The sequence below is a fragment of the Pseudomonas sp. GW822-FHT03F04 genome, from assembly GCF_058801405.1.
On record NZ_JBXANF010000003.1, the window covers coordinates 363,482 to 387,631 of the forward strand.

The 24,150-nt window shown below is 61.6% G+C and carries 20 protein-coding genes; all 20 read right to left on the minus strand.

The window, feature by feature from the left end; translation table 11 throughout:
• Nucleotides 1–15: 15 nt before the first annotated feature.
• Nucleotides 16–750: an amino acid ABC transporter ATP-binding protein gene (locus tag AC1RMX_RS08280; protein WP_192559566.1), complete on the minus strand. Its 735-nt coding sequence runs from the start codon at nucleotides 748–750 to the stop codon at nucleotides 16–18.
• Entirely contained in the window at nucleotides 743–1,702 is a 960-nt protein-coding gene (locus tag AC1RMX_RS08285) for an amino acid ABC transporter permease (RefSeq protein WP_493071418.1), read from the minus strand. Before AC1RMX_RS08285 ends, AC1RMX_RS08280 begins: the two co-directional genes overlap by 8 nt.
• Before the next feature lie 136 nt (nucleotides 1,703–1,838).
• Nucleotides 1,839–2,636 carry a transporter substrate-binding domain-containing protein gene (locus tag AC1RMX_RS08290; RefSeq protein WP_085711037.1) on the minus strand — a complete coding sequence of 266 codons (798 nt, stop codon included), beginning with the start codon at nucleotides 2,634–2,636 and terminating at the stop codon, nucleotides 1,839–1,841.
• 207 nt (nucleotides 2,637–2,843) lie between these two features.
• Nucleotides 2,844–5,414, minus strand: a complete 2,571-nt coding sequence (gene mdoH, locus AC1RMX_RS08295) for a glucans biosynthesis glucosyltransferase MdoH (RefSeq protein ID WP_493071420.1) — start codon at nucleotides 5,412–5,414, stop codon at nucleotides 2,844–2,846.
• Nucleotides 5,407–7,221 carry a glucan biosynthesis protein G gene (locus AC1RMX_RS08300; protein ID WP_096819956.1) on the minus strand — a complete coding sequence of 605 codons (1,815 nt, stop codon included), beginning with the start codon at nucleotides 7,219–7,221 and terminating at the stop codon, nucleotides 5,407–5,409. Before AC1RMX_RS08300 ends, mdoH begins: the two co-directional genes overlap by 8 nt.
• A 321-nt stretch (nucleotides 7,222–7,542) precedes the next feature.
• Nucleotides 7,543–7,980: a D-aminoacyl-tRNA deacylase gene (gene dtd / locus AC1RMX_RS08305; RefSeq protein ID WP_065260939.1), complete on the minus strand. Its 438-nt coding sequence runs from the start codon at nucleotides 7,978–7,980 to the stop codon at nucleotides 7,543–7,545.
• Nucleotides 7,977–8,948: a prolyl aminopeptidase gene (pip, locus tag AC1RMX_RS08310; protein WP_096819940.1), complete on the minus strand. Its 972-nt coding sequence runs from the start codon at nucleotides 8,946–8,948 to the stop codon at nucleotides 7,977–7,979. Before pip ends, dtd begins: the two co-directional genes overlap by 4 nt.
• 104 nt (nucleotides 8,949–9,052) lie before the next feature.
• Nucleotides 9,053–9,958: an alpha/beta hydrolase gene (locus AC1RMX_RS08315; protein ID WP_096819941.1), complete on the minus strand. Its 906-nt coding sequence runs from the start codon at nucleotides 9,956–9,958 to the stop codon at nucleotides 9,053–9,055.
• The gene (locus tag AC1RMX_RS08320) at nucleotides 9,958–10,905 is read right to left on the minus strand and encodes a choline ABC transporter substrate-binding protein (RefSeq protein ID WP_096819942.1); all 948 of its coding nucleotides are present in this window, start codon (nucleotides 10,903–10,905) and stop codon (nucleotides 9,958–9,960) included. The genes AC1RMX_RS08315 and AC1RMX_RS08320 overlap by 1 nt, the downstream gene beginning before the upstream one ends.
• A 148-nt stretch (nucleotides 10,906–11,053) precedes the next feature.
• On the minus strand, nucleotides 11,054–11,854 hold the full coding sequence (hutG, locus tag AC1RMX_RS08325) for an N-formylglutamate deformylase (protein ID WP_096819943.1): 801 nt from the start codon (nucleotides 11,852–11,854) through the stop codon (nucleotides 11,054–11,056).
• 10 nt (nucleotides 11,855–11,864) lie between these two features.
• Nucleotides 11,865–13,070: an imidazolonepropionase gene (hutI, locus tag AC1RMX_RS08330; RefSeq protein WP_096819944.1), complete on the minus strand. Its 1,206-nt coding sequence runs from the start codon at nucleotides 13,068–13,070 to the stop codon at nucleotides 11,865–11,867.
• 75 nt (nucleotides 13,071–13,145) lie between these two features.
• Nucleotides 13,146–14,678, minus strand: a complete 1,533-nt coding sequence (gene hutH / locus AC1RMX_RS08335; RefSeq protein ID WP_493071423.1) for a histidine ammonia-lyase — start codon at nucleotides 14,676–14,678, stop codon at nucleotides 13,146–13,148.
• A gap of 116 nt (nucleotides 14,679–14,794) precedes the next feature.
• Nucleotides 14,795–16,318, minus strand: a complete 1,524-nt coding sequence (gene hutH / locus AC1RMX_RS08340) for a histidine ammonia-lyase (RefSeq protein WP_493071425.1) — start codon at nucleotides 16,316–16,318, stop codon at nucleotides 14,795–14,797.
• Between the two features lie 77 nt (nucleotides 16,319–16,395).
• Nucleotides 16,396–17,226, minus strand: coding sequence for a quaternary amine ABC transporter ATP-binding protein (locus tag AC1RMX_RS08345; RefSeq protein WP_102622793.1), 831 nt, complete (start codon nucleotides 17,224–17,226; stop codon nucleotides 16,396–16,398).
• The gene (locus AC1RMX_RS08350; protein ID WP_096819948.1) at nucleotides 17,223–18,074 is read right to left on the minus strand and encodes an ABC transporter permease; all 852 of its coding nucleotides are present in this window, start codon (nucleotides 18,072–18,074) and stop codon (nucleotides 17,223–17,225) included. The genes AC1RMX_RS08345 and AC1RMX_RS08350 overlap by 4 nt, the downstream gene beginning before the upstream one ends.
• Before the next feature lie 70 nt (nucleotides 18,075–18,144).
• Complete coding sequence (locus AC1RMX_RS08355) at nucleotides 18,145–19,113, minus strand: ABC transporter substrate-binding protein (RefSeq protein WP_096819949.1); 969 nt, start codon at nucleotides 19,111–19,113, stop codon at nucleotides 18,145–18,147.
• A gap of 70 nt (nucleotides 19,114–19,183) precedes the next feature.
• Nucleotides 19,184–20,656: a purine-cytosine permease family protein gene (locus AC1RMX_RS08360; protein ID WP_493071427.1), complete on the minus strand. Its 1,473-nt coding sequence runs from the start codon at nucleotides 20,654–20,656 to the stop codon at nucleotides 19,184–19,186.
• Nucleotides 20,657–20,738: 82 nt separating this feature from the next.
• On the minus strand, nucleotides 20,739–22,421 hold the full coding sequence (gene hutU, locus AC1RMX_RS08365) for a urocanate hydratase (protein ID WP_273538988.1): 1,683 nt from the start codon (nucleotides 22,419–22,421) through the stop codon (nucleotides 20,739–20,741).
• A 420-nt stretch (nucleotides 22,422–22,841) separates the two neighbouring features.
• On the minus strand, nucleotides 22,842–23,411 hold the full coding sequence (locus tag AC1RMX_RS08370; protein WP_096821981.1) for a HutD/Ves family protein: 570 nt from the start codon (nucleotides 23,409–23,411) through the stop codon (nucleotides 22,842–22,844).
• 22 nt (nucleotides 23,412–23,433) lie between these two features.
• The gene (gene hutC / locus AC1RMX_RS08375; protein WP_173861404.1) at nucleotides 23,434–24,144 is read right to left on the minus strand and encodes a histidine utilization transcriptional repressor HutC; all 711 of its coding nucleotides are present in this window, start codon (nucleotides 24,142–24,144) and stop codon (nucleotides 23,434–23,436) included.
• Nucleotides 24,145–24,150: the final 6 nt, after the last annotated feature.

The window sequence follows — 24,150 nt, forward strand, 5'->3', positions numbered from 1 at the left end:
TTTTTTGCCCCGCGCTTAGAGAACCTGGCGCAGGAAAGCCTGGGCCCGCGGATCCTTCGGCGCATCGAAGAACTCGGCCGGCGAGGCGTCTTCCAGCAGTTTGCCGTGATCGAAGAACAGCACCCGATCCGCCACTTCCCGGGCAAAGCCCATTTCGTGGGTCACGCAGACCATGGTCATGCCTTCCACGGCCAGGTTTTTCATCACATCCAGCACTTCACCGACCATTTCCGGATCGAGGGCCGAGGTCGGCTCATCGAACAGCATGACCTTAGGATCCATCGCCAGTGCCCGGGCAATCGCCACGCGCTGCTGCTGACCGCCGGACAGGCGCGAAGGATATTCGCGGGCCTTCTGTGCAATCCCGACCTTCTCCAGCAACGCCAAAGCCTTCGCCTCGCTTTCCTTCTGGCCGCGCTTGCGCACGACTTTCTGCGCCAGGCACAGGTTTTCCAGCACGGTCATGTGCGGGAACAGGTTGAAGTGCTGGAACACCATGCCGACTTCGCGGCGGTAGGCGTTGACGTCGGTTTTCGGGTCGGCCAGTTGCAGGCCGTCGATGCTCACCGAGCCGGAATCGAATGCCTCCAGACCATTGAGGCAACGCAGGAAGGTCGACTTGCCGGAGCCGGACGGACCGATCACCACCAGCACCTCGCCCTTGGCGACGGAAGTGGTGACGTTATCCACAGCCCGGACCACTTGCCCACGGGTGTCGAAGACTTTTACCAGATCGCGGACTTCAATCACTTTGCGCGAGCCTCCGCTCAAGCCGGCTGGCGATTTTCGACAGCGGCAGGTTGATCAACAGGTACAGGCCGGCAACGCAGAACAGGATTTCGAACGGCGAAAACGAGGTGGTGATCACTTCACGACCGCTTTTCAGCAGCTCGGTGATGGCGATCACCGACACCAGCGAAGTGTCCTTCACCAGACTGATGAACTGCCCCGCCAGCGGTGGCAGCACGCGCTTGAAGGCTTGCGGCAACACTACGTGGCGCATCGACTGGCCAGCGCCCAGACCCAGCGAACGGGCGGCTTCATTCTGGCCACGGGCAATCGACTGCACGCCGGAACGGATGATTTCCGCCACGTAGGCGCCGGTGAACAGCGACAGCGCGGCGATCCCGGCGAACTCCCGGGACAGGTTCATCACCGTGCCGATGAAGAAGTAGAAAATGAAGATCTGCACCAGCAGCGGCGTGCCGCGCACCAGTTCGACATAGATCGTCGACAGGTCGCGCAGGGTCGGGTTGCTCGACAGTCGGCACAGCCCGGTCGCCAGACCGATCAACAACCCCAGCACACCGGACACCACCGACAGCCAAAGCGTCGTCCACAGGCCCCACAGCAGCGGCCCCGCCGCCCAATGTCGGGTAACACCCACGACGTCGCCTTCAGCCACATCGTCGCCCTGGGCGAATTGCAGGCTGTTTTCGTCGACGGTCAGGTGCTGCTCGTCACCGGCATCGTTGCGCAGGGTGACTTGCGCGCTGCCGCCCTTGCGCACCAGTTCGCTGACGGTGGAAATGTCGGTCGCGCGCTGGGTTTCCTCGGCCTGATAGGCGAAGTACTGCGGCACGCGGTTCCAGCGCCATTCGTAGGACATCAGCGACGTGGCGTAATACAGCGCGCCAGCCAGGCCGATCAGCACCAGCACGGTCAGCACGTGCCAGGGCCATTGGGCTTTTTTCTGTTTCATGGGTTTAGCGAAATCCGAAAGTTGTGTCGCCGGGGAGGCCGCTATCGCGAGCAGGCCCGCTCCCACAGGGAAGCGCATTCCAATGTGGGAGCCAGCCTGCTGGCGATGGGCGCGACGCGGTCAGTCTGACCAGCGCTTATTCCATGTCCTTGAGCCACTCGGTGCTCTTGAACCACTTGTCATGGATGCGATCGTAGGTGCCGTCTTCGTGGATCTGGTGCAGGAAGTTGTTGATGAAGTTGATGCTGTCGTAATCACCCTTCTTCAGGCCGAAGGCCAGCGGCTCGTAAGTGAACGGCTTGTCGAGGAACACCAGTTTGCCGGCACCGACCTTGTTCACCGCGACCACGTTGTACGGCGCGTCGTAGATGAAGGCGTCGGCCTTGCCGTTGACCACGTCGAGCACGGCTTCCTGCTCGTTGTCGTAGCCGTGGTACTTGGCCTTGGCGATCAGCTTCTTGGCGACCATTTCACCGGTGGTACCGAGCTTGGAGGTGATGCGGTAGTCGGCGGTGTTCAGGTCTTTATAGGACTTGATGGTGCCTTCCAGCTCCTTGCGGATCAGCAGGGTCTGGCCGACCACGATGAACGGTTCGCTGAAGTTCAGGCGCAGGTTGCGCTCCTGGGTCAGGGTCATGCCGCTGCCGATCATGTCGAATTTGTCGGTCATCAGCGCCGGGATGATGCCGTCGTAACCGGTCGAAACCAGCTCCAGCTTGACGCCCATGGCCTTGGACATGGCTTTGAGGATGTCGACTTCGAAACCGATGATCTCGCCGCGCTTGTTGGTCATTTCGAACGGCATGTAGGTCGGGTCCATGCCGACTTTCAAGGTGCCGCGCTTGACCGCGTCATCGATTGCGCCGGCCTGCGCCGCATTGACTGCAACCAGTGCCGTGACGCCGACCAGCAGCATCGACAGATACTTCTTCATCTTCAAGTCCCCAAAACCATTGCGTTTGCGGCGCGAAAACCGACAGAGGTGGACAAGATTGTCCGGGTGCGCCAATTCGGGGACGGATGCTAACGCACTCGATTTTTTGCACAAGGTTTAATGGACGATTTGTTTAACAATCAAGGGCCGGGCTGAGGGGCTCCTTTATCGAGAACAAAAAAAACCCCGCTTTCGCGGGGTTCTTCATCAGGCCGGTTGCGCCTGCAAGCTCACAGGCTTGAGCGGCAGCAACGGCGCATGGGGATCGGCTTTCACCGAGGCCCGCCAGGCGTCCAGCCACTCGGCGTGACCTTCGGCCCACACCTGCTCGTGCAGACGGGCCAGGGCGACCGGGTCGCTCAGCAGTTGCAGGCGATCATGGTTGTTCAGCCCGGCCGGGCCCACCTTGATCGCGTGACGCACACGTTCCTGACGCAGCCACTCGATCGGCTCGGCCTCACCGTGACGCGAGGTCGCCAGCGAGCACGCCAGGGCGTTCTGCTGCGGATCGACCACGGCGCGGACGAAGCCGTCGTTCAGCGCATGCCAGCGGTTTTCGTGGGTGTACTGATCAGTGGCCAGCAACGCCTGTGGCGGATTGTATTCCTCGGGGATGAGGAACAGGCTCTCGTCACGGGACTTCAGGCCCAGACCCACGCGGCTGGAAATCACCGACACCGGAATCGACAGCATCAGCGAACCGACGATCGGCACCAGCCACCACAGGAAGCTCGGGTTCAGCCAGATCACCAGCAGTGCCCAGAAGAAGCCCAGCAGAGTCTGCGGGCCGTGGCGCTTGACCGCTTCGCTCCATGGCGTGGAGTCGTCGTCACGCTGTGGCGAGTTCCAGGTCGCGGCCCAGCCGAGGAACGCGGCGAGGACGAAACGGGTGTGGAAAATCATCCGCACCGGCGCCAGCAGCATGGAGAACAGCATCTCCAGCAGCATCGACAGGGTCACCTTGAACTTGCCGCCGAACTCTTTCGCGCCCTTGGCCCAGATCAGGATGATGCTCAACAGCTTCGGCAGGAACAGCAGCACGATGGTCGTCGAGAACAGCGCGACCGCTTTATCCGGATGCCATTGCGGCCACAGCGGATAGAGCTGGCGTGGCTCCATGAAATACTGCGGTTCCATCAGCGTGTTGACCGCCAGCAGCGCGGTGGACAGCACCAGGAAGAAGAACCACAACGGCGCCGACAGGTAAGACATCACGCCGGTCAGGAACACCGCACGGTGCACCGGGTGCATGCCTTTTACCAGGAACAGGCGGAAGTTCATCAGGTTGCCGTGGCACCAGCGACGGTCACGCTTGAGTTCGTCGAGCAGGTTCGGCGGCAGTTCTTCGTAGCTGCCCGGCAGATCGTAGGCAATCCACACGCCCCAGCCGGCACGGCGCATCAGCGCTGCTTCAACGAAGTCGTGAGAGAGGATCGCACCGGAGAACGCACCTTTGCCCGGCAACGGCGCCAGGGCGCAGTGGTCGATGAACGGCTTCATGCGGATGATCGCGTTGTGACCCCAGTAGTGGGATTCACCCAGCTGCCAGAAGTGCAGGCCGGCGGTGAACAGCGGACCGTAAACGCGAGTGGCGAACTGCTGCATGCGTGCATACAGCGTGTCCATGCCCGAAGCACGCGGCGCGGTCTGGATGATACCGGCGTCCGGAGTGGCCTCCATCAGGCGCACCAGACTGGTCAGGCACTCACCGCTCATCACCGAGTCGGCGTCGAGCACGACCATGTACTTGTAGTCACCGCCCCAGCGACGGCAGAAGTCGTCGAGGTTGCCGCTCTTGCGTTTGACGCGACGGCGACGACGGCGATAGAAGATCTTGCCGAAGCCCTTGGCTTCACGACAGACGTCCAGCCAGGCCTGCTGTTCGGCGACGCAGATATCGGTTTCGTTACTGTCACTGAGCACAAAGAAGTCGAAGCGATCCAGGTCACCCGTGGCCGCCACCGACTCGAACGTCGCACGCAGACCGGCGAACACCCGAGGCACGTCTTCGTTGCAGATCGGCATCACCAGTGCGGTGCGCGCGTCTTTCGGAATCGGCTCGTTGCCAGCACTTTTACCGGAGATCCGGTATTTATCGTGACCGGTGAGCAATTCGAGGAAGCCCATCAGCGCGGTCCAGAAACCGGCCGATACCCAGCAGAACAGGATCCCGAACATGATCAGGATGCTGGTCTGCAGCGCATACGGCAGCACTTGCGTGGCGGTTTGCAGCAGCGGTTGATGCAGGACTTCTTCCAGATCGACGAACGACCAGCCCTGGTACGGCATGATGCCTTTCATGTACCAGCCGGCGACGATGGTCTGACCGAGCATCAGGATCAGCAGAATGTAGCGACGGATCGAACCGACGGTGCGCCAGCGCGCAGCAGGCAGCACATTTTCGTCTTTCGGCGGTTGCGGCGGATTGGTCCGGCCGGTCAGGCGGCGCCAGCCACGCACCAGGATATTGGTGCGCCACGGCTCCGGCACGACCTTGGTCCGACGAATCGGTGGCGTGGCCTTGAGACGGACTCGACCGCTGGCGTCCACGCCCAGCATTTCCGCGTCTTCCAGCTCTTCGGCGGTGCTCAGGGTCAGGCGCTTGCCCACCGAAGCCTGGGCGGCTTCGGTCGGCGCGTCGAACGTCGAGGACGACAGGCGTTCATGCAATTCGCTGAAGGACTGGCAGCCCGCGAGTTCCGCGCGCTGCTCGTCGGTCATCGGCAGATGCGCCAGGTACTCGGACAGAGTCTCTGGCTGTACTTGAGAGTTACTCATCGGCAGGCAACTGATAGCTCCAGGTCTCGGTCAGGACTTCTTCAGTCGGTGCCGATTCCGGTGTGGCTGGGGCCGCGTCCGCAGCGGCTGGCTGCTTGGCGTCTTTGTTGGCCTTGTCCTTGGCGTCTGTCGCTGGCTTGGCGTCGGCCTGTTTGGCTTCGGCGGCCTTGGCTTCCTTGTCGGCTTTCTCCTGTTGCTTGGCGGCGACCTTGTCGGCCTTGGCAACCGAGGAGTTGGAAGCCGGCAGCGAGGTCTTGGCCAGATCGGCCGGGACGATGTTCTGCACCAGTGCGGCACGCATCTCGGTCGACTTGCTCGCGTCCTTGATCTTCATCCGCAGGGTCAGGCGCCAGCCCTTGGTTTCAGGGTTGTAGCGCACGCTGTTCTCGACCAGTTCGGCGTTGTCGCCGACGCTGACCTGGCTGCGAACGTCCGCATCCGGGGCCAGGGCCGACAGCGACGGGCCTTCGAAGTCGACCAGATAGGCCACGCTGCCATCCGGCTGACGGATCAGGTTCGATTGCTTGACGTCACCGGTCGAACGCAGGGTCTGCTTGACCCAGGCACTGTCCGGCGCGTGAATCGCCGCTTCGTCCATGGTCCAGTGCATGCGGTAGGCGAAGTCCAGCGGCTGGCCTGGCTCCGGCAGTTTTTCCGGGTTCCAGAACGCAACGATGTTGTCGTTGGTTTCGTCGGCGGTCGGGATCTCGACCAGATCGACGGTGCCTTTGCCCCAGTCGCCCTTCGGCTCGATCCAGGCGCTTGGACGCTTGTCGTAGCGGTCGTCGAGGTCTTCGTAGTGGCTGAAGTCACGGCCACGTTGCAGCAGACCGAAACCACGCGGGTTTTCGACGCTGAACTGGCTGACAGCCAAATGTTTAGGGTTGTTCAACGGGCGCCAGATCCACTCGCCGTTGCCGGCATGGATCGACAGACCGCTGGAGTCGTGCAATTCACGACGGTAGTTGAGCACTTTCGACGGCTGGTTGGCGCCGAACAGGAACATGCTGGTCAGCGGCGCGACGCCGAGCTTGCCAACCTTGTCACGCAGGTACATCTGGCCTTTGACGTCGACGATGGTGTCGCTGCCAGGACGCAGGATCAGACGGTAGGCGCCGGTGGCGCGCGGCGAATCGAGCAGGGCGAAGATCACCAGGTGCTTGTCACCCGGCTTCGGCTGCTGAATCCAGAACTCGCGAAAACGCGGGAATTCTTCGCCGGACGGCAGAGCAGTATCGATCGCCAGGCCACGGGCCGACAGACCGTAGGTGTGACCCTTGCCGACGACGCGGAAGTAGCTCGCGCCCAGCATGGTCATGATTTCGTCTTGCTTGTCAGCCTTGTTGATCGGGTACAGCACACGGAAACCGGCATAGCCCAGTTGTTCGGTGGCCTTTGGATCGAACTGCAGATCGCCGAAATCGAAACGGCTCGGATCGTATTTGATCTCTTCGACGGTGTTCGCGGTGATTTCGTTGATTTTCACCGGCGTATCGAAGTGCATGCCCTGATGATAGAAGGACAGCTTGAACGGGGTCTTCTGGTCGGCCCATTCGGCTTTTTCGGTGCGGAAACGAATCTTCTGGTAGTCCGCGAATTTCATGTCACGGAATTCGTTCGGCAGGTTGCTGCGCGGGGCTTCGAATTTCTGCCCGGCCAGTTCTTTGGCCTTGGCCGACACATCGTCAAGATTGAATGCCCAAAGCTGGCCGGCGCTGAGCAGGCACAGCAGTGCCGAGCCCGCTACCAGAGCGCTGCGCAAGCGTTTGGCAGACAATTTTGCTGCATTACAGGGACTAACAATCACGAGCAACCCTCGCCGAAAACAGATCAATAAACCAACGGCCAGATGAAGTGCCTGTGAGGTTTTCGGTACAAAAATACCGGCCTTGCAGGGCACCCTTGCCAAGTTGGCGAGCATTGTTCCGACTCCGCTGGGGCAAAATGATTCCCCAATCGGATCCGGACAAGTCTCTACCTAAGTCAAAATGGACCAACGAACGCTGATCCCCGTAGCGCGCGATTATCTAGTAGCCCGCGTGACAACGCATCAGGGGTAACAAAGTATTTATCGCGAAAATTCCCTGTTTTCAGCCGAAAAGCCCTTAAAAAGTTGTTTCAAGCACTTTCATGTCTGTAACAGGAAGGTTACCGGGCCATCGTTGACCAGGTGCACCTGCATATCCGCGCCGAATCTACCTGATGCCACAGTGCCATGCATCTGTTTCGCTTTGCTTAATAGATAGTCGAACAATTCCTCGCCCAGCGCCGGAGGGGCAGCGGTCGAGAAACTCGGACGCAACCCGCTTTTGGTGTCGGCAGCCAGGGTGAACTGAGAGACCAGCAGCAACCCGCCGCCCACATCCGCCAAAGACAGGTTCATCTTGCCCTCGGCGTCACTGAATACTCGATAGTTAAGCAGCTTATGCAGAAGTTTGTCGGCGCTGGCCTGCGTGTCGTCGGGTTCGACCGCCACCAGCACCAGCAATCCCTGATCGACGCTGCCGACCACCTCACCCGCCACTTCGACCCGCGCGCCTTTCACGCGCTGCAAAAGACCCTTCATGCTTCTTCGGGCGGCAGGTCGAGCAGGCGCCGGGCCATGTTGCTGGCGGCACGTACCAGCGCATCGGTGATGCCCGGTTCGGACGCGGCATGACCGGCGTCGCGGATCACCTGCAGCTCGCTGTTCGGCCAGGCCTGATGCAGTTCCCAGGCATTGTCGAGCGGGCAGATCACGTCGTAGCGGCCGTGGATGATCACACCCGGCAGGTGGGCGATCTTGCCCATGTCGCGAATCAACTGGTTCGGCTCAAGAAAAGCGTTGTTGGTGAAGTAGTGGCATTCGATCCGCGCAATCGACAAGGCGCGCTGCGGCTCGGAGAAACGGTCGACCACCAGCGGGTTCGGCCGCAGGGTCGCGGTGCGCCCTTCCCAGGTCGACCAGGCTTTGGCCGCGTGCATCTGGGCGATCTGGTCGTTGCCGGTCAGGCGTTTGTGGAACGCGCTGAGCAGGTCATCACGCTCGTCCAGCGGGATCGGCGCGATGTAGTCCTGCCAGTAATCGGGGAACAGACGGCTGGCACCGGCCTGGTAGAACCATTCGATTTCCTGCGGGCGGCAGAGAAAGATCCCACGCAGGATCAGACCATGCACGCGCTCCGGGTGGGTCTGCGCATAAGCCAGCGCCAGGGTCGAACCCCAGGAGCCGCCGAACAGCACCCATTTCTCGATGCCCAGGTGTTTGCGAATGCGCTCGAGGTCTTCGACCAGATCCCAGGTGGTGTTGTTTTCCAGACTGGCGTGCGGGGTGGAGCGACCGCAACCGCGCTGGTCGAAGGTGACAATGCGATACAGGTTAGGATCGAAGTAGCGACGGCTCTGGGCATCGCACCCGGCACCGGGACCACCGTGAATGAACACCACCGGCAAACCTTCCGGTGAACCGCTTTCGTCGACGTACAGCGTATGGGTGTCGTCGACGGCCAGATCGTGCCGTGCGTGAGGTTTGATCTGCGGAAACAATGTCTGCATTGCGTGCTCCGTAAGGGGTCGAGGTCATCCCTGGGGGGACTTCTATTATTCTGCCGTCCGGCATCATAAACCCGATTTACGTCAATGAGCATGCCCGTGCACTGTCACAATTTGTCAGCCATGAACCCCAGCAGGCTTTCGTAGAGACGATCGACTTCGGCGACCTGATGCCGCGCCCGCAGACAGCCATGCACCAGCCCTTCACCGTAATACAACGCGGCCTCGCCCCCGGCGGCGGCGAGTCGTTCGGCGTAGCGCACCCCGTCGTCGCGCAACGGATCGAACTGCGCCACGGCGATCCAGGCCGGGGGCAATCGGCTGACGTCATCGGCGAGCAACGGCATGGCCCAGGCATTCGGTTGCGTCGAGCCACGCAGGTACAACGCGTGATAACAGTCGACATCGCTGCTGGTCAGTAGTGGCGCATCGGCGCATTCGCTGCGTGACGGCAGATGTTCGTCGCCGCCCAGTCCGGGATAGATCAGCACCTGAGCGCCGGGCAGAGGCTCGCCGGTATCGCGCAAGGCCAGGCACAACGCGGCGGCGAGATTGCCACCGGCGCTGTCGCCGGCCACCAGCATCCGCTCGCGGTCGAAGCCGAACGATCCGTCGCGCAGGGCACGCCAGACATTCAGGCAATCGTCGAATCCGGCGGGAAACGGATGCTCCGGCGCCAGCCGGTAATCCACCGCCACCACCATTGCCCCGAGCGCCACGGCCAGTTCGCAGCAGATGAAGTCGTGGGAATCCAGCCCGCCAACCACCCAGCCACCGCCGTGCAGGTACACCACACAGGGCGGTAACGCCAGGGGTGGGCGATAGGCACGGACCGACACCGCGCCCAATCGAAAGTCCTCTACCTCAAGCCCTGCCGGTCGCGGTGGAGTGAACGCCCGGCACATCTCGTCATAGCCCCGGCGCAATCCAGCAAGGCTGCTGTCATCGCTGGCGAAGCTTTCGGTCCTGGCGACAAACGCCGCCATCGCCGGCGACAGTGGATAAGTACCCATCAGTTTTTCAGACTGGCCTGAACCGTGGCCACGCCATCCTTGCCGTCGAAACTGCTGACACCCGCCAGCCAGCGCTGCAAATCTTCCGGGTGCTCACGCAGCCAGTTCTTCGCCACTTCCTGGGGTGTCTTGCGTTCCATGATCGGCACCATCAACTGGCTTTCCTGAGCGGCGGTGAAGGTCAGGTTCTCCAGCAGTCGATGGACGTTGGGGCAGCGCTCGGCGTAGTCCGGCGAGGTGACGGTGGAAACGGTGGCGGCGCCTTCGTTCGGGCCGTAGACATCATCGCTGCCGGTCAGGTAGGTGATTTTCATGTTGATGTTCATCGGGTGCGGGGTCCAGCCGACGAACACCACGAATTCCTTGCGGTTCACCGCCCGCTGCACGGCGGCAAGCATGCCGGCCTCACCGGATTCAATGATCTTGAAATCCTTCAGACCGAAATGGTTGGTTTCGATCATGGTCTTGATCGTGGTGTTGGCGCCGCTGCCGGGCTCAATGCCGTAGATCTTGGCGCCGAGCTGATCCTTGAATTTTGCGATGTCACCAAAGGTTTTCAGCCCCGCCGCCGCAACGTAGTCCGGCACCGCGAGGGTCGCCTGAGCATCCGCCAGGCTTGGCTTGTCCATCACTTTGACTTGATTGGCAGCGATGAACGGCGCGATGTTCTTGTCCATCGCCGGTTTCCAGTAGCCGAGGAAGATATCCAGACGCTTGTCGCGGATGCCGGCAAAGATGATTTGCTGCACGGCGCTGGTCTGTTTGCTTTCGTAGCCGAGACCATTGAGCAATACGTCGGCCATGCCGCTGGTGGCGATCACGTCGGTCCAGTTGACCACGCCCATGCGCACGGTTTTGCAGGAAGCATCGTCGGAAGCCATGGCGCCGGCGCTGAGCAGCGCACTGCCGGTGAGGATTAACGCACAACGAGTGAACAGTTTTTTCATGTGGGATCGTCTCGTGCGGCAGCGGGTTATTGTTCGGATCGGTGTCTTCTTGCACCGTGGCCGAAACATTACGCAGCAGACGAGACGGAAAAGCGACCTGTGGCGACCGGGATTTGCACGGTGGCGACAGGCGCTCTCCAAAACAGATTCAGTTGTAGTGCTTTTCGCCCCAGGCGAGCAGCCCTTGCAACAACTCCTTGAGCACCACCCGCGTCGGCTCCGCCAGATCGGCGCGGTAGCGGAACGGTTCGAACTCTTCCATATAGGTGCACTGGCCCAGTTCCAGTTGCACGGCGTGGATGTTCTCGGCCGGGTTGCCGTAGTGACGGGTGATGTGGCCGCCCTTGAAGCGTCCGTTCAGCACATGGCTGTAATCGCCGTGGCGTGCGCAGATCGCTTCCAGTTGCGTGGCCAACTGCGGATCGCAGCTGGCGCCGTTGAAGGTGCCGAGGTTGAAGTCCGGCAGCTTGCCGTCGAACAGGTGCGGGATCACCGAACGGATCGAGTGCGCATCGAATAACAGTACGTAACCGAACTCGGCCTTCAGCCGCGCCAGTTCTTCCTGCAAGGTGCGGTGGTACGGCGTCCAGATCTGCTCCAGATACGACGCGCGTTCTTCTTTCGACGGTTCCTTGCCTTCCTTGAACAACGGAATGCCATCGAACAGCGTCGCCGGGTACAGCCCGGTGGTGGCGCCCGCGTACAACGGTTTGTCGTCGGACGGCCGGTTCAAGTCGATGACGAACCGCGAGTACTCGGCCGCCAGCGTGCTGGCGCCCAGCTCGGCGGCAAAATCGTAGAGCTGCGGAATATGCCAGTCGGTGTCCGGCAGGCTTTTCGCGTCCGGGATCAATCCGGCCTCGACCACCGGGGTCAGGCGCACACCCGCGTGGGGCATGCTGATCAGCAGCGGCACGCGACCTTGTTTGAAGTTCAGAACCTTATCCACAACCGTTCTCCTACAGACTTGATTCAACGCCGTGACGCACGACGCGTTTGTCCAGTTCACCACCGAGCCAGTACGCCAGATCCGCCGGCCGGTCGATGTGCCAGGCGACGAAATCCGCCACCTTGCCGACTTCCAGCGAACCGTGGGTATCGGCCATGCCCAAGGCTTGCGCCGCATGAATCGTGGCGCCGGCCAGGGCTTCTTCCGGGGTCATGCGGAAACAGGTGCAGGCCATGTTCAGCATCAGGCGCAACGACAGCGCCGGCGAAGTGCCGGGGTTGAGGTCGCTGGCGATGGCGATTTTCACCTTGTGCTTGCGCAGGGCTTCCATCGGCGGCAACTGGGTTTCACGCAGGAAGTAGAACGCGCCCGGCAACAACACCGCGACAGTGTCGGATTCGGCCATGGCGATGGCGTCGGCTTCATCCATGAACTCCAGATGATCGGCAGACAATGCGTGATAACGCGCAGCCAGGCTGGAGCCGTGCAGCGACGACAGTTGTTCGGCGTGCAACTTCACCGGCAGGCCGAGTTTTTGCGCGACTATGAATACCCGCTCGACTTGTTCCGGGGAGAACGCCAGGTATTCGCAGAACGCATCCACCGCATCCACCAGGCCTTCGGCGGCCAGCGCTGGAAGCATTTCGGTGCAGATGTGATCGATGTAATCGTCAGCGCGATCCTTGTATTCCGGTGGCAACGCGTGAGCCGCCAGACAGGTGCTGCGCACGCTGATCGGCAATTCGTCGGCAAGGCGGCGGATGACCCGCAGGATCTTGCGCTCGCTGGCCAGGTCGAGGCCGTAGCCGGATTTCATTTCGACCGTGGTCACGCCGTCGCGCATCAGGCTTTTCAAGCGCTTGGCGGCGCTGGCGAACAGTTCGTCTTCCGACGCTTCGCGCGTGGCGCGCACGGTGCTGGCGATGCCGCCGCCGGCCGCTGCGATCTCGGCGTAGCTGACGCCTTGCAGGCGTTTCTCGAACTCACCGCTGCGGTTGCCGCCGAACACGGTGTGGGTGTGGCAGTCGATCAGGCCGGGGGTGACCCACGCGCCTTGCAGATCGTTGACCGCCGGGTATTCGCCCGACGGCAATTGAGTGCGCGGGCCGATCCACTCGATGTGTGCACCGGACGTCACGATGGCCGCATCCTCGATGATCGAGTAGACGCCTTGCGCCATGGTTGCGACGTGGCAGTGTTGCCAGAGGGTTTTCATCCCAGGTCCTCGTCTTGCGATCGTTCCCACGTCGAGGCGCCGAACCGTCTGCGTGGGAACGATCAGTGGATAGGGTTAAAGGCTCGGCAGCAGTTTCGCCGGAACCAGTTCAGTCAGAATGCGCGAAGCCAGCAGCTCGGTCGCCGCATTGATGTCCGGCGCGAAGAAGCGGTCCTTCTCATAGAACGGTACTTCGCGACGCAGAATCCCCCGGGCCTTTTCCAGTTTGGTCGAGGTCTTCAGGCCGTTGCGCAGGTCCAGACCTTGCGCCGCCGCCAGCCATTCCACCGCGAGAATCCCGCGAGTGTTTTCGGCCATTTCCCACAGACGCTTGCCGGCGGCCGGAGCCATCGACACGTGGTCTTCCTGGTTGGCGGAGGTCGGCAGGCTGTCCACCGAATGCGGATGGGCCAGTGCCTTGTTCTCGCTGGCCAGGGCCGCAGCGGTCACCTGAGCGATCATGAAACCGGAGTTCACGCCGCCATTGGCCACCAGGAACGGCGGCAATTGCGACATGTGCTTGTCCATCATCAACGAGATACGGCGCTCGCTCAGCGAACCGATTTCCGCAATGGCCAAAGCCATGTTGTCGGCAGCCATGGCCACTGGCTCGGCGTGGAAGTTGCCGCCGGAAATCACGTCGCCTTCAGCCGCGAATACCAATGGGTTGTCGGACACGGCGTTGGCTTCGATCACCAGCACCTCGGCAGCCTGACGGAACTGAGTCAGGCAGGCGCCCATGACTTGCGGCTGGCAGCGCAGCGAGTACGGGTCCTGAACCTTTTCGCAGTTCTGGTGCGAGTCGGAGACTTCACTGCGCTCGCCCAGCAGATCGCGGTAAGCAGCGGCGGTGTCAATCTGGCCTTTCTGGCCACGGGCGGCGTGGATACGGGCGTCGAACGGCGAACGCGAGCCCAATACCGCTTCAACTGTAAGACCACCCAGCGCCAGTGCACCGGCAAACAGGTCTTCACCTTCGAACAGACCGCGCAAAGCGAATGCGGTAGAAACCTGAGTGCCGTTGAGCAGCGCCAGACCTTCCTTCGCCGCCAGTGTCAGCGGGGTCAGACCGGCAACTTTCAGCGCTTCGGTCGCTTCCATCCACTCGCCCTTGTAGCGCGCCTTGCCTTCGCCCAGCAGTACCAGCGACATGTGCGCCAGCGGTGCCAGGTCGCCGGACGCACCGACCGAACCTTTCAACGGAATGTGCGGGTAAACCTCGGCATTGATCAGGGCGATCAGCGCATCGATCACCACGCGGCGGATGCCAGAGAAACCACGGCTCAGGCTGTTGACCTTGAGCACCATGATCAAACGCACCAGCTCATCGCTGATCGGCTGACCAACGCCAGCGGCATGGGACAGCACCAGCGAGCGCTGGAGGTTTTCCAGGTCTTCGCTGGCGATGCGGGTCGAGGCCAGCAGGCCGAAACCGGTGTTGATGCCGTAGGCAGTGCGGTTCTCGGCGAGGATCTGCTCGACGCAGGCGACGCTGGCTTCGATCTGCGCCGAGGCGCTGTTGTCGAGGGTCAGCTTGACCGGGTTCTGGTAGACGTCACGCAGTTGGGCCAGGCTCAGTTGGCCGGGGATCAGGTTCAGCGCAGTCATCTTGTGCTCCTTTTGAGAGTTTCTTGTTAACTAACCAGACGCTCCGGAGATGTCCGTTGTCCGTCGCTTCTCGCCTTTTGGGGAGCCGCGCCTTGGCACGCTGGCATGGGTATTCGTCAGTGCAAATTCGGTAGTACGTTGTGCAGCAAATCCGAGTCCTTCAACACGCTCGCGGCAGCGGCGATATCCGGCGCCAGCCAGCGGTCCTGATCGTAGGCCGGGACTTTCTCGCGCAGCAGTCGCCACGCCACATCGGTGCCGGCGCCGAAGCGTTGTACCTTGAGAAATTCAAAGGCCTGAGCCGCCAACAGGTACTCGATGGCGAGGATCTGCGTGCAGTTTTCCAGTGCGCGATGCAGCTTCAGCGCGGCGTTGGTGCCCATGCTCAAGTGGTCTTCCTGCAGGCCCGAAGTGACGTAGTTGTCGAGCACCGCCGGTTGTGCCAACTGGCGGTTTTCCGCGCACAGCGACGCAGCGACGTATTGCACGATCATCATCCCGGAGTTCACCCCCGGATTGGCCACCAGGAACGCCGGCAGACCGCTGACATGCGGGTTGATCAGTCGGTCCAGACGCCGCTCGGCAATCGAGCCGATTTCGGCCATCGCGATGGCCAGCAAGTCCGCCGCCAGCGCGACCGATTGACCGTGCGGGTTGGCCTGGGACATCACCCGGAAGTTGTCCGGCGTACCCAGCAGCAACGGGTTGTCGGTGCAGCCGTTGAGCTCGGTTTCGATCTGTTTGATCGCGTGTTCCAGTTGATCGCGCGCGGCGCCGTGCACCTGCGGGATCGAACGGATGCTCAGCGCATCCTGGGTGCGAATGCCTTTGCTTGTCGCAATCACTTCGCTGCCATCGAGCAGCGCACGCAGATTGGCGCCGACTTGTTGCATGCCCGGGTGCGGCTTGAGCGCGATGATCTCGGCGTCGAACGCGGCGATCTGGCCGCGCTGCGCTTCGAAACTCATGGCACCGACCACGTCCGCCCATTGCACCAGACGCGTGGCATCGGCGATGGCCAGGCAGCTGAGACCGGTCATGCACGGCGTGCCATTGACCAGGCACAAACCGTCCTTCGCGCCGAGTTGCACCGGTTGCAGGCCTTCTTCGGCCAGCGCTTGCTGCGCAGAGACAACCTGCCCGCGATAGCTGACATTGCCGACGCCCAGCAGCGCGATACCGATGTGCGCCATGTGGGTCAGGTAACCCACCGAACCCTGGGACGGCACTTGCGGGGTGATGCCGCGATTGAGCAGCGCCAGCAGCGCTTCGACCACTTGGCGATGAATCCCGGATTTGCCGTGGCTGTAATTGCGGATCGCAGCGCACATGATGGCGCGGGTCTGCTCATCGGCCAGTACCGGACCGACACCGCAGGCATGGCTGAGCAAAGTGTTGCGCGACAACTGACTGAGCTGCTCGCCCTGCAGCGAGACGTTGGACAAACCGCCCAGCCCGGTATTGACGCCATAAGCACGTTCGCCGCTGGCAACGATGCGCTGGACGATGCCCTGAGCATTTTCGATGCGCGCCCAGGTCTGGGCCGACAGCTCGAGCTGCGCGCCGTGACGGGCTACCGCGACCACATCCTGCCAACGCATCGGGGCGTCGGCGATAACGATTTTTTCAGCCTGGGACATCTAAAACCTCTTTAACCTGATCGTCACGGAATGCATTCCCACGCAGACGGTTCGACGCCTCGACGCGGGAACGAACCTCAAACCACCGCCGCCCGCCGCTGCACGAAGCGGTCGACATACTCATCCGCTGGCGAGTGCAGGATCTCTTTCGGCGTACCGACCTGGATCAGGCGGCCGTCCTTGAGGATCGCGATGCGGTTGCCGATGCGCACAGCCTCGTCGAGGTCGTGGGTGATGAAGACGATGGTCTTGTGCAGGGTCTTTTGCAGCTCCAGCAACTGATCCTGCATCTCGGCGCGGATCAGCGGATCGAGGGCACTGAACGCTTCGTCCATCAGGATGATGTCGGTGTCCGCCGCCAGAGCGCGGGCCAGGCCGACACGCTGGCGCATGCCACCGGAGAGCTGGTGCGGGTATTTGTTTTCGTAGCCTTTGAGGCCCACGGTGTTGATCCAGTGCAGTGCGCGTTCGGCGCACAGCTGCTTGGTCTCGCCGCGCACTTTCAGGCCGTAGGCGACGTTGTCGAGGACGGTCTTGTGCGGCAGCAGGCCGAAGCTCTGGAACACCATGCTGATCTTGTGCCGGCGAAATTCGCGCAGGGCTTCCATGTCGTATTGCAGGATGTCCACGCCGTCCACCAGGATCGCGCCGCTGGTCGGGTCGATCAGGCGATTGAAGTGGCGCACCAGCGTGGATTTGCCGGAGCCGGACAGGCCCATGATCACGAAGATCTCGCCGGTGCCGATGCTCAGGGACAAGTCGTTGACCCCGACCACGCAACCGGTTTCGTTCAGCACCTGATCCTTGGTCTTGCCCTGGCCGACCATCGCCAGGGCGTCCTTGGCGCGGTTGCCGAAAATCTTGAAGACGTTTTTGACTTCGATCTTGCTCACGGTTGCGTTGTTCATTTGCTCACCTCATGCCGTGGCCGACCATACGCCTGGGTAATGCGGTCGATGACCACTGCGAGAATCACGATCGCCAGACCGGCTTCAAGACCACGTCCGACGTTGAGGGTCTGAATGCCCACCAGCACATCTTCACCCAGGCCACGGGCGCCGATCATCGAGGCGATCACCACCATCGACAGGGCCATCATGGTGGTCTGGTTGATCCCGGCCATGATGCTCGGCAGGGCCAGCGGCAGTTGCACGCCGAACAGTTGCTGCCAGCGGTTGGCGCCGAAGGCGTTGATGGCTTCCATCACTTCACCGTCGACCTGGCGGATGCCCAGATCGGTCAGGCGGATCAGCGGCGGTGCTGCGTAGATCACGGTGGCGAAAATCGCCGGCACCTTGCCCAGGCCGAACAGCATCAGCACCGGAATCAGGTACACGAAGCTGGGCATGGTCTGCATGATGTCGAGCAGCGGCATCAGGATCGAACGCAGGCGATTGCTGCGCGCCGAGAGAATCCCCAGCGGCACACCGATCAGCACCGAGATGACCGTGGCGACCATCATCAGCGCCAGCGTTTGCATCAGTTTGTCCCACAGGCCGACGGCGCCGACCAGGAACAGCAAACCGACGATCACGGCGGTGGTCACGACTTTGCGCGTGGCGTGCCAGGCAACGCCCGCGACGATGGCCAGCATCAACCACCACGGTGCTGCGCGCAGCAAGCCTTCAAGGTTGACGATGGCCCACAGCAGGGTGTCGGAGATATGGCGGAACACGTCGCCGTAGTTGGTGACCAGCGCATCGACCCAACCGTTGACCCAGTCGGCGATGGAAAACGTAAAGCGTTCGGGAAACATAAGAGACTCTCAATCAAGGGGTTGCGATCAAGCGTCCGACTGCCGTTGCCGGCAGCCGGTGAAGCTCGACCTACAAGGCCGCGTCGATTTTCTTGGCTGCGTCGTCGCTCACCCATGCGTGCCAGACTTCAGGATGTTCCTTCAGGAAGATCTTGGCCAGTTTTGGCGACTCGATCCGCTCCTTGGTCATGCGACCCAGGTTCTGGTTCAGCAGGTCGATCGGCAGGTTGACCTTTTCCAGCACGGCCACCAGCTCAGGCGCTTGCTCGTGGAAGGTCTTGGACAGGCCGACCTTGATGGTCACGGTCTTGTCAACGCCCGGTTTCTCTTCCAGTTTGACCGCGTCGATCTGGCCCATCAGCGGGGTTGGCGACCAGTAGTAGAACAGGATCGGCTCGCCACGCTTGTAGCTCGACAGCACCGCCGCATCCAGCGCCGGGCCGGTGCCCGGGCGGAAGTTGGTGTAGGTGCTTTCCAGGCCGTAGCTTTTCAGCATTTCGCTGTTGTCCAGCTCGCAGGTCCAGCCGGCCGGGCAGTTGTAGAAACGGCCCTTGGACGGCTCTTCGGCATCCTTGAAGATTGCCGAGTATTTGCCCAGGTCAGCGATGTTTTTCAGGTCCGGCGCCTTGGCTTCGATCTTGCGCTTGGCATCGCCTTCGATCACGTAGCGCGGCACGTACCAGCCTTCAATCGCACCGACGACCGGCGCGCCGACACCGACGACCTTGCCGGCCTTCTCGGCCTTGTTCCAGACCTCGCTGCGGCCGACCCACTCTTCGGCGAACACTTGAATATCGTTGCTGCTCAGGGCGTTTTCCATGGTGATGGAGTTGCCCGGCAGGCTGTCGGTCTTGCAGTCGTAACCTTTCTCCAACACGACTTGCAGCACGTCGGTCAGCAACATCGCGCTTTCCCAGTTCAGGCCGGCGAATTTCACCGGTTTGCCGGATTCGCACCAGCCGGCAGCCTGAGTGGCGCCGGCACTGGCCAGCAGGCCCATGGACAGCAGTGTGGTCAGCAGGGTCTTGTTCGATTTCATTGTTGTGACGCTCCTAATCATGAGTTGGCTTACGGCAGTCAAGAGGCATCCAGCCCTGTCCACGTCCAAATCAGGCCTGCGCCGCAGCGCGACCGGCCCCGCTTGCTTTAGGTTGTACAACGCTGTTCTGCTCGACCGGCAGAATCAGTTGATCGGGCACGCTGCCGTGCCATTTCTTTGCGCACACGTAGTACAGCGCGGCAGGCAACACCAGGCCGATGATCCACGAGATATCCACATCACCCAGCGCGGCCACCAGCGGACCGGTGTAGAACTTGGTGGAAATGAACGGCAGCTGCACCAGCACACCGAACACGTAGACGCTGATACCAAGCATGTTCCAGCGGCCGTAGCGACCGTTCGGATCGGCCAGCGCCGGTACGTCATAGCGCTCGCGGGTGATGCAGTAGTAGTCCACCAGATTGATCGCGCTCCACGGCGTGAAGAACGCCAGCAGGAACAGGATGAAAGACTTGAACGCCCCGAGGAACGAGTGCTGGCCGAGCAGCGCCATCAGCGTCGCCGCACCCACGATGACCAGCACGAACACCAGACGCTGCAGGCGCGTTACTTTCAGGTCACCACGGAAACCGCTGATGATGGTCGCGATGCACATGAAGCTGCCGTAGGAGTTCAGGGTGGAGATGGTCACCTTGCCGAACGCGATGCTGAAATACAGCAGCGCAGCGGTGGCACCCGTGCCGCCCAGACCGACGATGTAAGCCACTTCATGACCGGCGAACTGCCCGTTGGCCGAAGCCGCCGCGAACACGCCGAGGATCATCGCCACCTGCGCGCCAATCACCGAACCGGCACCGGCAGCGAAAAAGGTTTTCACCGAGGAAACCTTGCTCGGCAGGTAGCGCGAGTAGTCCGCCACGTAAGGGCCGAAGGCGATCTGCCAGGACGCTGCCAGCGACACCGCCAGCAGGAAACTGCTCCAGCTGAAGTGGCGGATTTCCAGAAGTGCGCCGACGTCCACCTGACTCATCAGACGGCTGAACAGATAAACGAAAGCAATCACGCCAATGGCACTGGCAATACGGCCGATCCAGTGGATCACCCGATAGCCGAGCACCGTGACCACGACAATGACGCTGGCGAAAAGAAGGATGCCGACAGTGTCACTGACACCAAACAACTGGCCCAGCGCCTGGCCCGACAGCACCGTGCCGGTCGCGGTGAAGCCCAGGTACATCAGGCACACCAGCACGATCGGAATCGCCGCGCCATAAACCCCGAACTGCACACGGCTGGAGATCATCTGCGGCAGGCCCAGCTTCGGACCTTGTGCCGCGTGCAGCGCCATGACACCGCCGCCCAGCAGTTGACCGATCAACAGACCGATCAGCGACCAGAACACATCACCGCCCAGCACCACGGCCAAGGCCCCGGTGACGATTGCGGTGATTTGCAGGTTGGCACCCATCCACAGGGTGAACTGACTGAATAGACGACCGTGTCTTTCCGCTTCCGGGATGTAGTCGATCGAACGCTTTTCGATCAACGGTTTGTTGCTTGCACGATCGGTGTTGCCAGCCATGATTCAACCTCTGTGGATTGTTCTGGGTTTTGTTGTTGTATTGGCTTGAGCGGGAGCGAGCATGCTCGCTCCCGCCGGTTTTTTATTTACCGGTGATCATCGGCAGGTTCAGCCCTTGCTCCTTGGCGCAGTCGATGGCGATCTGGTAACCGGCATCGGCGTGACGCATCACACCGGTGCCCGGATCGTTGTGCAGCACGCGAGCGATACGCTCGGCCGCTTCATCCGTGCCGTCGCAGACGATCACCATGCCCGAGTGCTGCGAGAAGCCCATGCCGACGCCGCCACCGTGGTGCAACGACACCCAGGTCGCGCCGCTCGCGGTGTTCAGCAGGGCGTTGAGCAGTGGCCAGTCGGAGACGGCATCGGAACCGTCCTGCATCGATTCAGTTTCGCGGTTCGGGCTGGAGACCGAGCCGGAGTCGAGGTGGTCGCGACCGATCACGATTGGTGCCGACAGCTCGCCACGACGGACCATTTCGTTGAACGCCAGGCCGAGCTTGGCGCGCTGGCCCAGGCCGACCCAGCAGATCCGCGCCGGCAGACCCTGGAAGCTGATGCGCTCGCGGGCCATGTCCAGCCAGTTGTGCAGGTGCGCGTCGTCCGGGATCAGCTCTTTGACCTTGGCGTCGGTCTTGTAGATGTCCTGCGGATCACCCGACAGCGCCGCCCAGCGGAACGGGCCGATGCCACGGCAGAACAGCGGACGGATGTAGGCCGGGACGAAGCCCGGGAAGTCGAAGGCGTTTTCCACGCCCTCTTCCTGAGCCATCTGACGGATGTTGTTGCCGTAGTCGAAGGTCGGGATGCCTTGTTTCTGGAAGTCCAGCATCGCCTTGACGTGCACCGCCATCGATTGCTTGGCGGCTTTGATTACAGCGGCCGGTTCGGTCTTGGCGCGGGCGCGGTATTCGTCCCAGGTCCAGCCGGCCGGCAGGTAACCGTTCAATGGGTCGTGGGCGCTGGTCTGGTCGGTGACCATGTCCGGGCGCACGCCGCGACGGACCAGTTCCGGGAGGATTTCCGCGGCGTTGCCCAGCAGCGCGATGGAGATCGCCTTGCCTTCTTTGGTGTACTTCTCAATGCGCGCCAGCGCGTCGTCGAGGTCTTTGGCTTGCTCGTCGACGTAACGGCTTTTCAGGCGGAAATCGATGCTCACCTGCTGGCATTCAATGTTCAGCGAGCAGGCACCGGCCAGGGTCGCGGCCAGCGGCTGAGCGCCACCCATGCCGCCGAGGCCGGCGGTCAGGACCCAGCGGCCCTTGAGGTTGGAGTTGTAATGCTGGCGACCGGCTTCGACGAAGGTTTCGTAGGTGCCCTGGACAATGCCCTGGCTGCCGATGTAGATCCAGCTGCCGGCGGTCATCTGGCCGTACATGGCCAGGCCTTTGGCGTCGAGTTCGTTGAAGTGTTCCCAGGTCGCCCAGTGCGGCACCAGGTTGGAGTTGGCGATCAGTACGCGCGGCGCATTGCTGTGGGTCTTGAACACGCCGACCGGCTTGCCGGATTGCACCAGCAGGGTCTCGTCGTCGTTCAGGTTGGTCAGGCTTTCGACGATCTTGTCGTAGCACTCCCAGTTACGCGCGGCGCGGCCGATGCCACCGTAGACCACCAGTTCTTTCGGATTCTCGGCCACTTCCGGGTCGAGGTTGTTCATCAGCATGCGCAGCGGCGCTTCGGTCAGCCAGCTCTTGGCGGTCAGCTTGTTGCCGCGGGCAGCGCGGATTTCGACATTGCGGAATTTTGTAGGCTTATTGTCAGTCACGAAAAAGACTCCTCAGCGATCAATTCAAACCAACCCTGGCGATGGGCAAGCGGCTTGTGCGCTTCAATGCGCGACAAGCGAATCAGGGACGCTGCGGAGAACCTCTAACGACTCATACGCATACGTCTTTACTTGTACATACAAGCATATGCAATCGAGCGGCCAACTTGTTGGAGGGCTGTTCAACAAAAATGCCGGGCATGGCTGGAGGACGCCTGAATCAAGGGTTGTGGCGTGTATGAATTTTTTCGCGGGGTTGGTTTGAGCAAGCGGGAGGCTGGTTCATAAGCGTGGTTTTGCGCCACGCTGGGGCGTTCGGTAACAAGTTGGTGCGCGTTCGGGAACGTCGGGATGAAAAAAACCGCCGTTTTCAACAGCCCTTACGGGCACTGTTCAAAGCGGCGGTTTTTAAGGGGCCGATCAGTGTGCAGTCAGTTCGATCACGCAGCAGCCGGCATTCACGGCGATTTCCACCAGACCGGTGTTACCGTCCAGTTGCAGGCAATCATGCCGGCCGAGTTGCGAAGCGCTGTCACCGACCGTCACTTCCAGCAACTCGCTGACGCTGAAGACGAGAACGGTGCCGGCGGAGCTGAAGAACCGTTGCTCGCCATCCAGCCACTGCAAACGCGCGCTGTAACGCTGCGGTGCGTAGATCAGGTTGAAATCGCGGATCGCGCCGCCGAGCAAGGTGCAGGACACCTGGCTTTCGCCGCTGAAGGCAAACGGGTCGAGGGGTAACAGCGGCCGAGTGTCGTCACCGTCGACACACAAGGTCATGCCGTCGCCCTGCAACACCGTGATCACCCGCTGATAACCGGTGAACGTCGAGAAGCCGCCGGATTCGGCGATGTCGGCAATCGACAGACGCCAGCCGAAACCGTCGAGACCGGCACCGGCGTCACGGGTGATTTCCTCGGTGCTGCCGCCGCCGTTTTTCCACGGCATGCGCGGGTAGCCTTCGGCGCGTAGAACCTTCAACTCGCTCATTTATGCTCTCTATTTATGCTTTTTATTTATGAAACCGACCTTCCAGACGATGACGGGAACCGGGGTGGATCAGGCGCGCTGCCGTCACTGGCTGACGGCCCGACCAGGTGCGACGGCGGATCAGCAGGCACGGCTCGCCTTTTTCGATCTGCAGCAATTTGCATTCGGTCGGCTCGGCGAGGATCGCTTCGACCACATGCTCGCCTTCGGTCAGCGGCGCAACCTGGTTGAGGTAGGCGTAAGGCGTTTGCAGGGTGAAGTCCTGCTTGAGGTATTCCGGGGCGACCAGCGCGTTGACGAAACGGTCTTCGATCTGCACCGGAATATCGTTTTCGTAATGCACGATCAGCGAGTGGAACACCTTTTGCCCTTCGCGCATGTCCAGGGCCAGGGCGCGCTCGGAACCGGCGGCCTCTTCTTCCAGGGTGATCACCTGGCAGGTGTGGCGATGGCCACGGGAGGCGATTTCATCAGCGATGTTGTGCACCTCGAACAGCGCGGACTGGCTCTTCGGCTCGGCAACGAATGTGCCGACACCTTGCATGCGCACCAGCAAACCGTCGGCGGTCATTTCCCGCAGCGCGCGGTTGATGGTCATGCGGCTGAAGCCCAACTGGCTGACCAGCTCGCTTTCCGACGGCACGCGGTAATGCGGCGGCCAGTTACCACTGTCGATCTGCTGGGTGATCATCTGTTTGACGCGGGCGTACAAGGGCGCCGGACTGTCGCCCATGTTCGC

Coding starts and splice junctions, on each gene's coding strand:
- mdoH (WP_493071420.1), bottom strand. CDS start 5,414: ATGAGTAACTCTCAAGTACAGCCAGAGACTCTGTCCGAGTACCTGGCG.
- AC1RMX_RS08315 (WP_096819941.1), bottom strand. CDS start 9,958: ATGGGTACTTATCCACTGTCGCCGGCGATGGCGGCGTTTGTCGCCAGG.
- AC1RMX_RS08360 (WP_493071427.1), bottom strand. CDS start 20,656: ATGGCTGGCAACACCGATCGTGCAAGCAACAAACCGTTGATCGAAAAG.
- pip (WP_096819940.1), bottom strand. CDS start 8,948: ATGCAGACATTGTTTCCGCAGATCAAACCTCACGCACGGCACGATCTG.
- hutC (WP_173861404.1), bottom strand. CDS start 24,144: ATGGGCGACAGTCCGGCGCCCTTGTACGCCCGCGTCAAACAGATGATC.
- dtd (WP_065260939.1), bottom strand. CDS start 7,980: ATGAAGGGTCTTTTGCAGCGCGTGAAAGGCGCGCGGGTCGAAGTGGCG.
- AC1RMX_RS08285 (WP_493071418.1), bottom strand. CDS start 1,702: ATGAAACAGAAAAAAGCCCAATGGCCCTGGCACGTGCTGACCGTGCTG.
- AC1RMX_RS08355 (WP_096819949.1), bottom strand. CDS start 19,113: ATGAAATCGAACAAGACCCTGCTGACCACACTGCTGTCCATGGGCCTG.
- AC1RMX_RS08350 (WP_096819948.1), bottom strand. CDS start 18,074: ATGTTTCCCGAACGCTTTACGTTTTCCATCGCCGACTGGGTCAACGGT.
- AC1RMX_RS08370 (WP_096821981.1), bottom strand. CDS start 23,411: ATGAGCGAGTTGAAGGTTCTACGCGCCGAAGGCTACCCGCGCATGCCG.
- hutI (WP_096819944.1), bottom strand. CDS start 13,070: ATGAAAACCCTCTGGCAACACTGCCACGTCGCAACCATGGCGCAAGGC.
- hutH (WP_493071423.1), bottom strand. CDS start 14,678: ATGACTGCGCTGAACCTGATCCCCGGCCAACTGAGCCTGGCCCAACTG.
- AC1RMX_RS08290 (WP_085711037.1), bottom strand. CDS start 2,636: ATGAAGAAGTATCTGTCGATGCTGCTGGTCGGCGTCACGGCACTGGTT.
- AC1RMX_RS08345 (WP_102622793.1), bottom strand. CDS start 17,226: ATGAACAACGCAACCGTGAGCAAGATCGAAGTCAAAAACGTCTTCAAG.
- AC1RMX_RS08320 (WP_096819942.1), bottom strand. CDS start 10,905: ATGAAAAAACTGTTCACTCGTTGTGCGTTAATCCTCACCGGCAGTGCG.
- hutH (WP_493071425.1), bottom strand. CDS start 16,318: ATGTCCCAGGCTGAAAAAATCGTTATCGCCGACGCCCCGATGCGTTGG.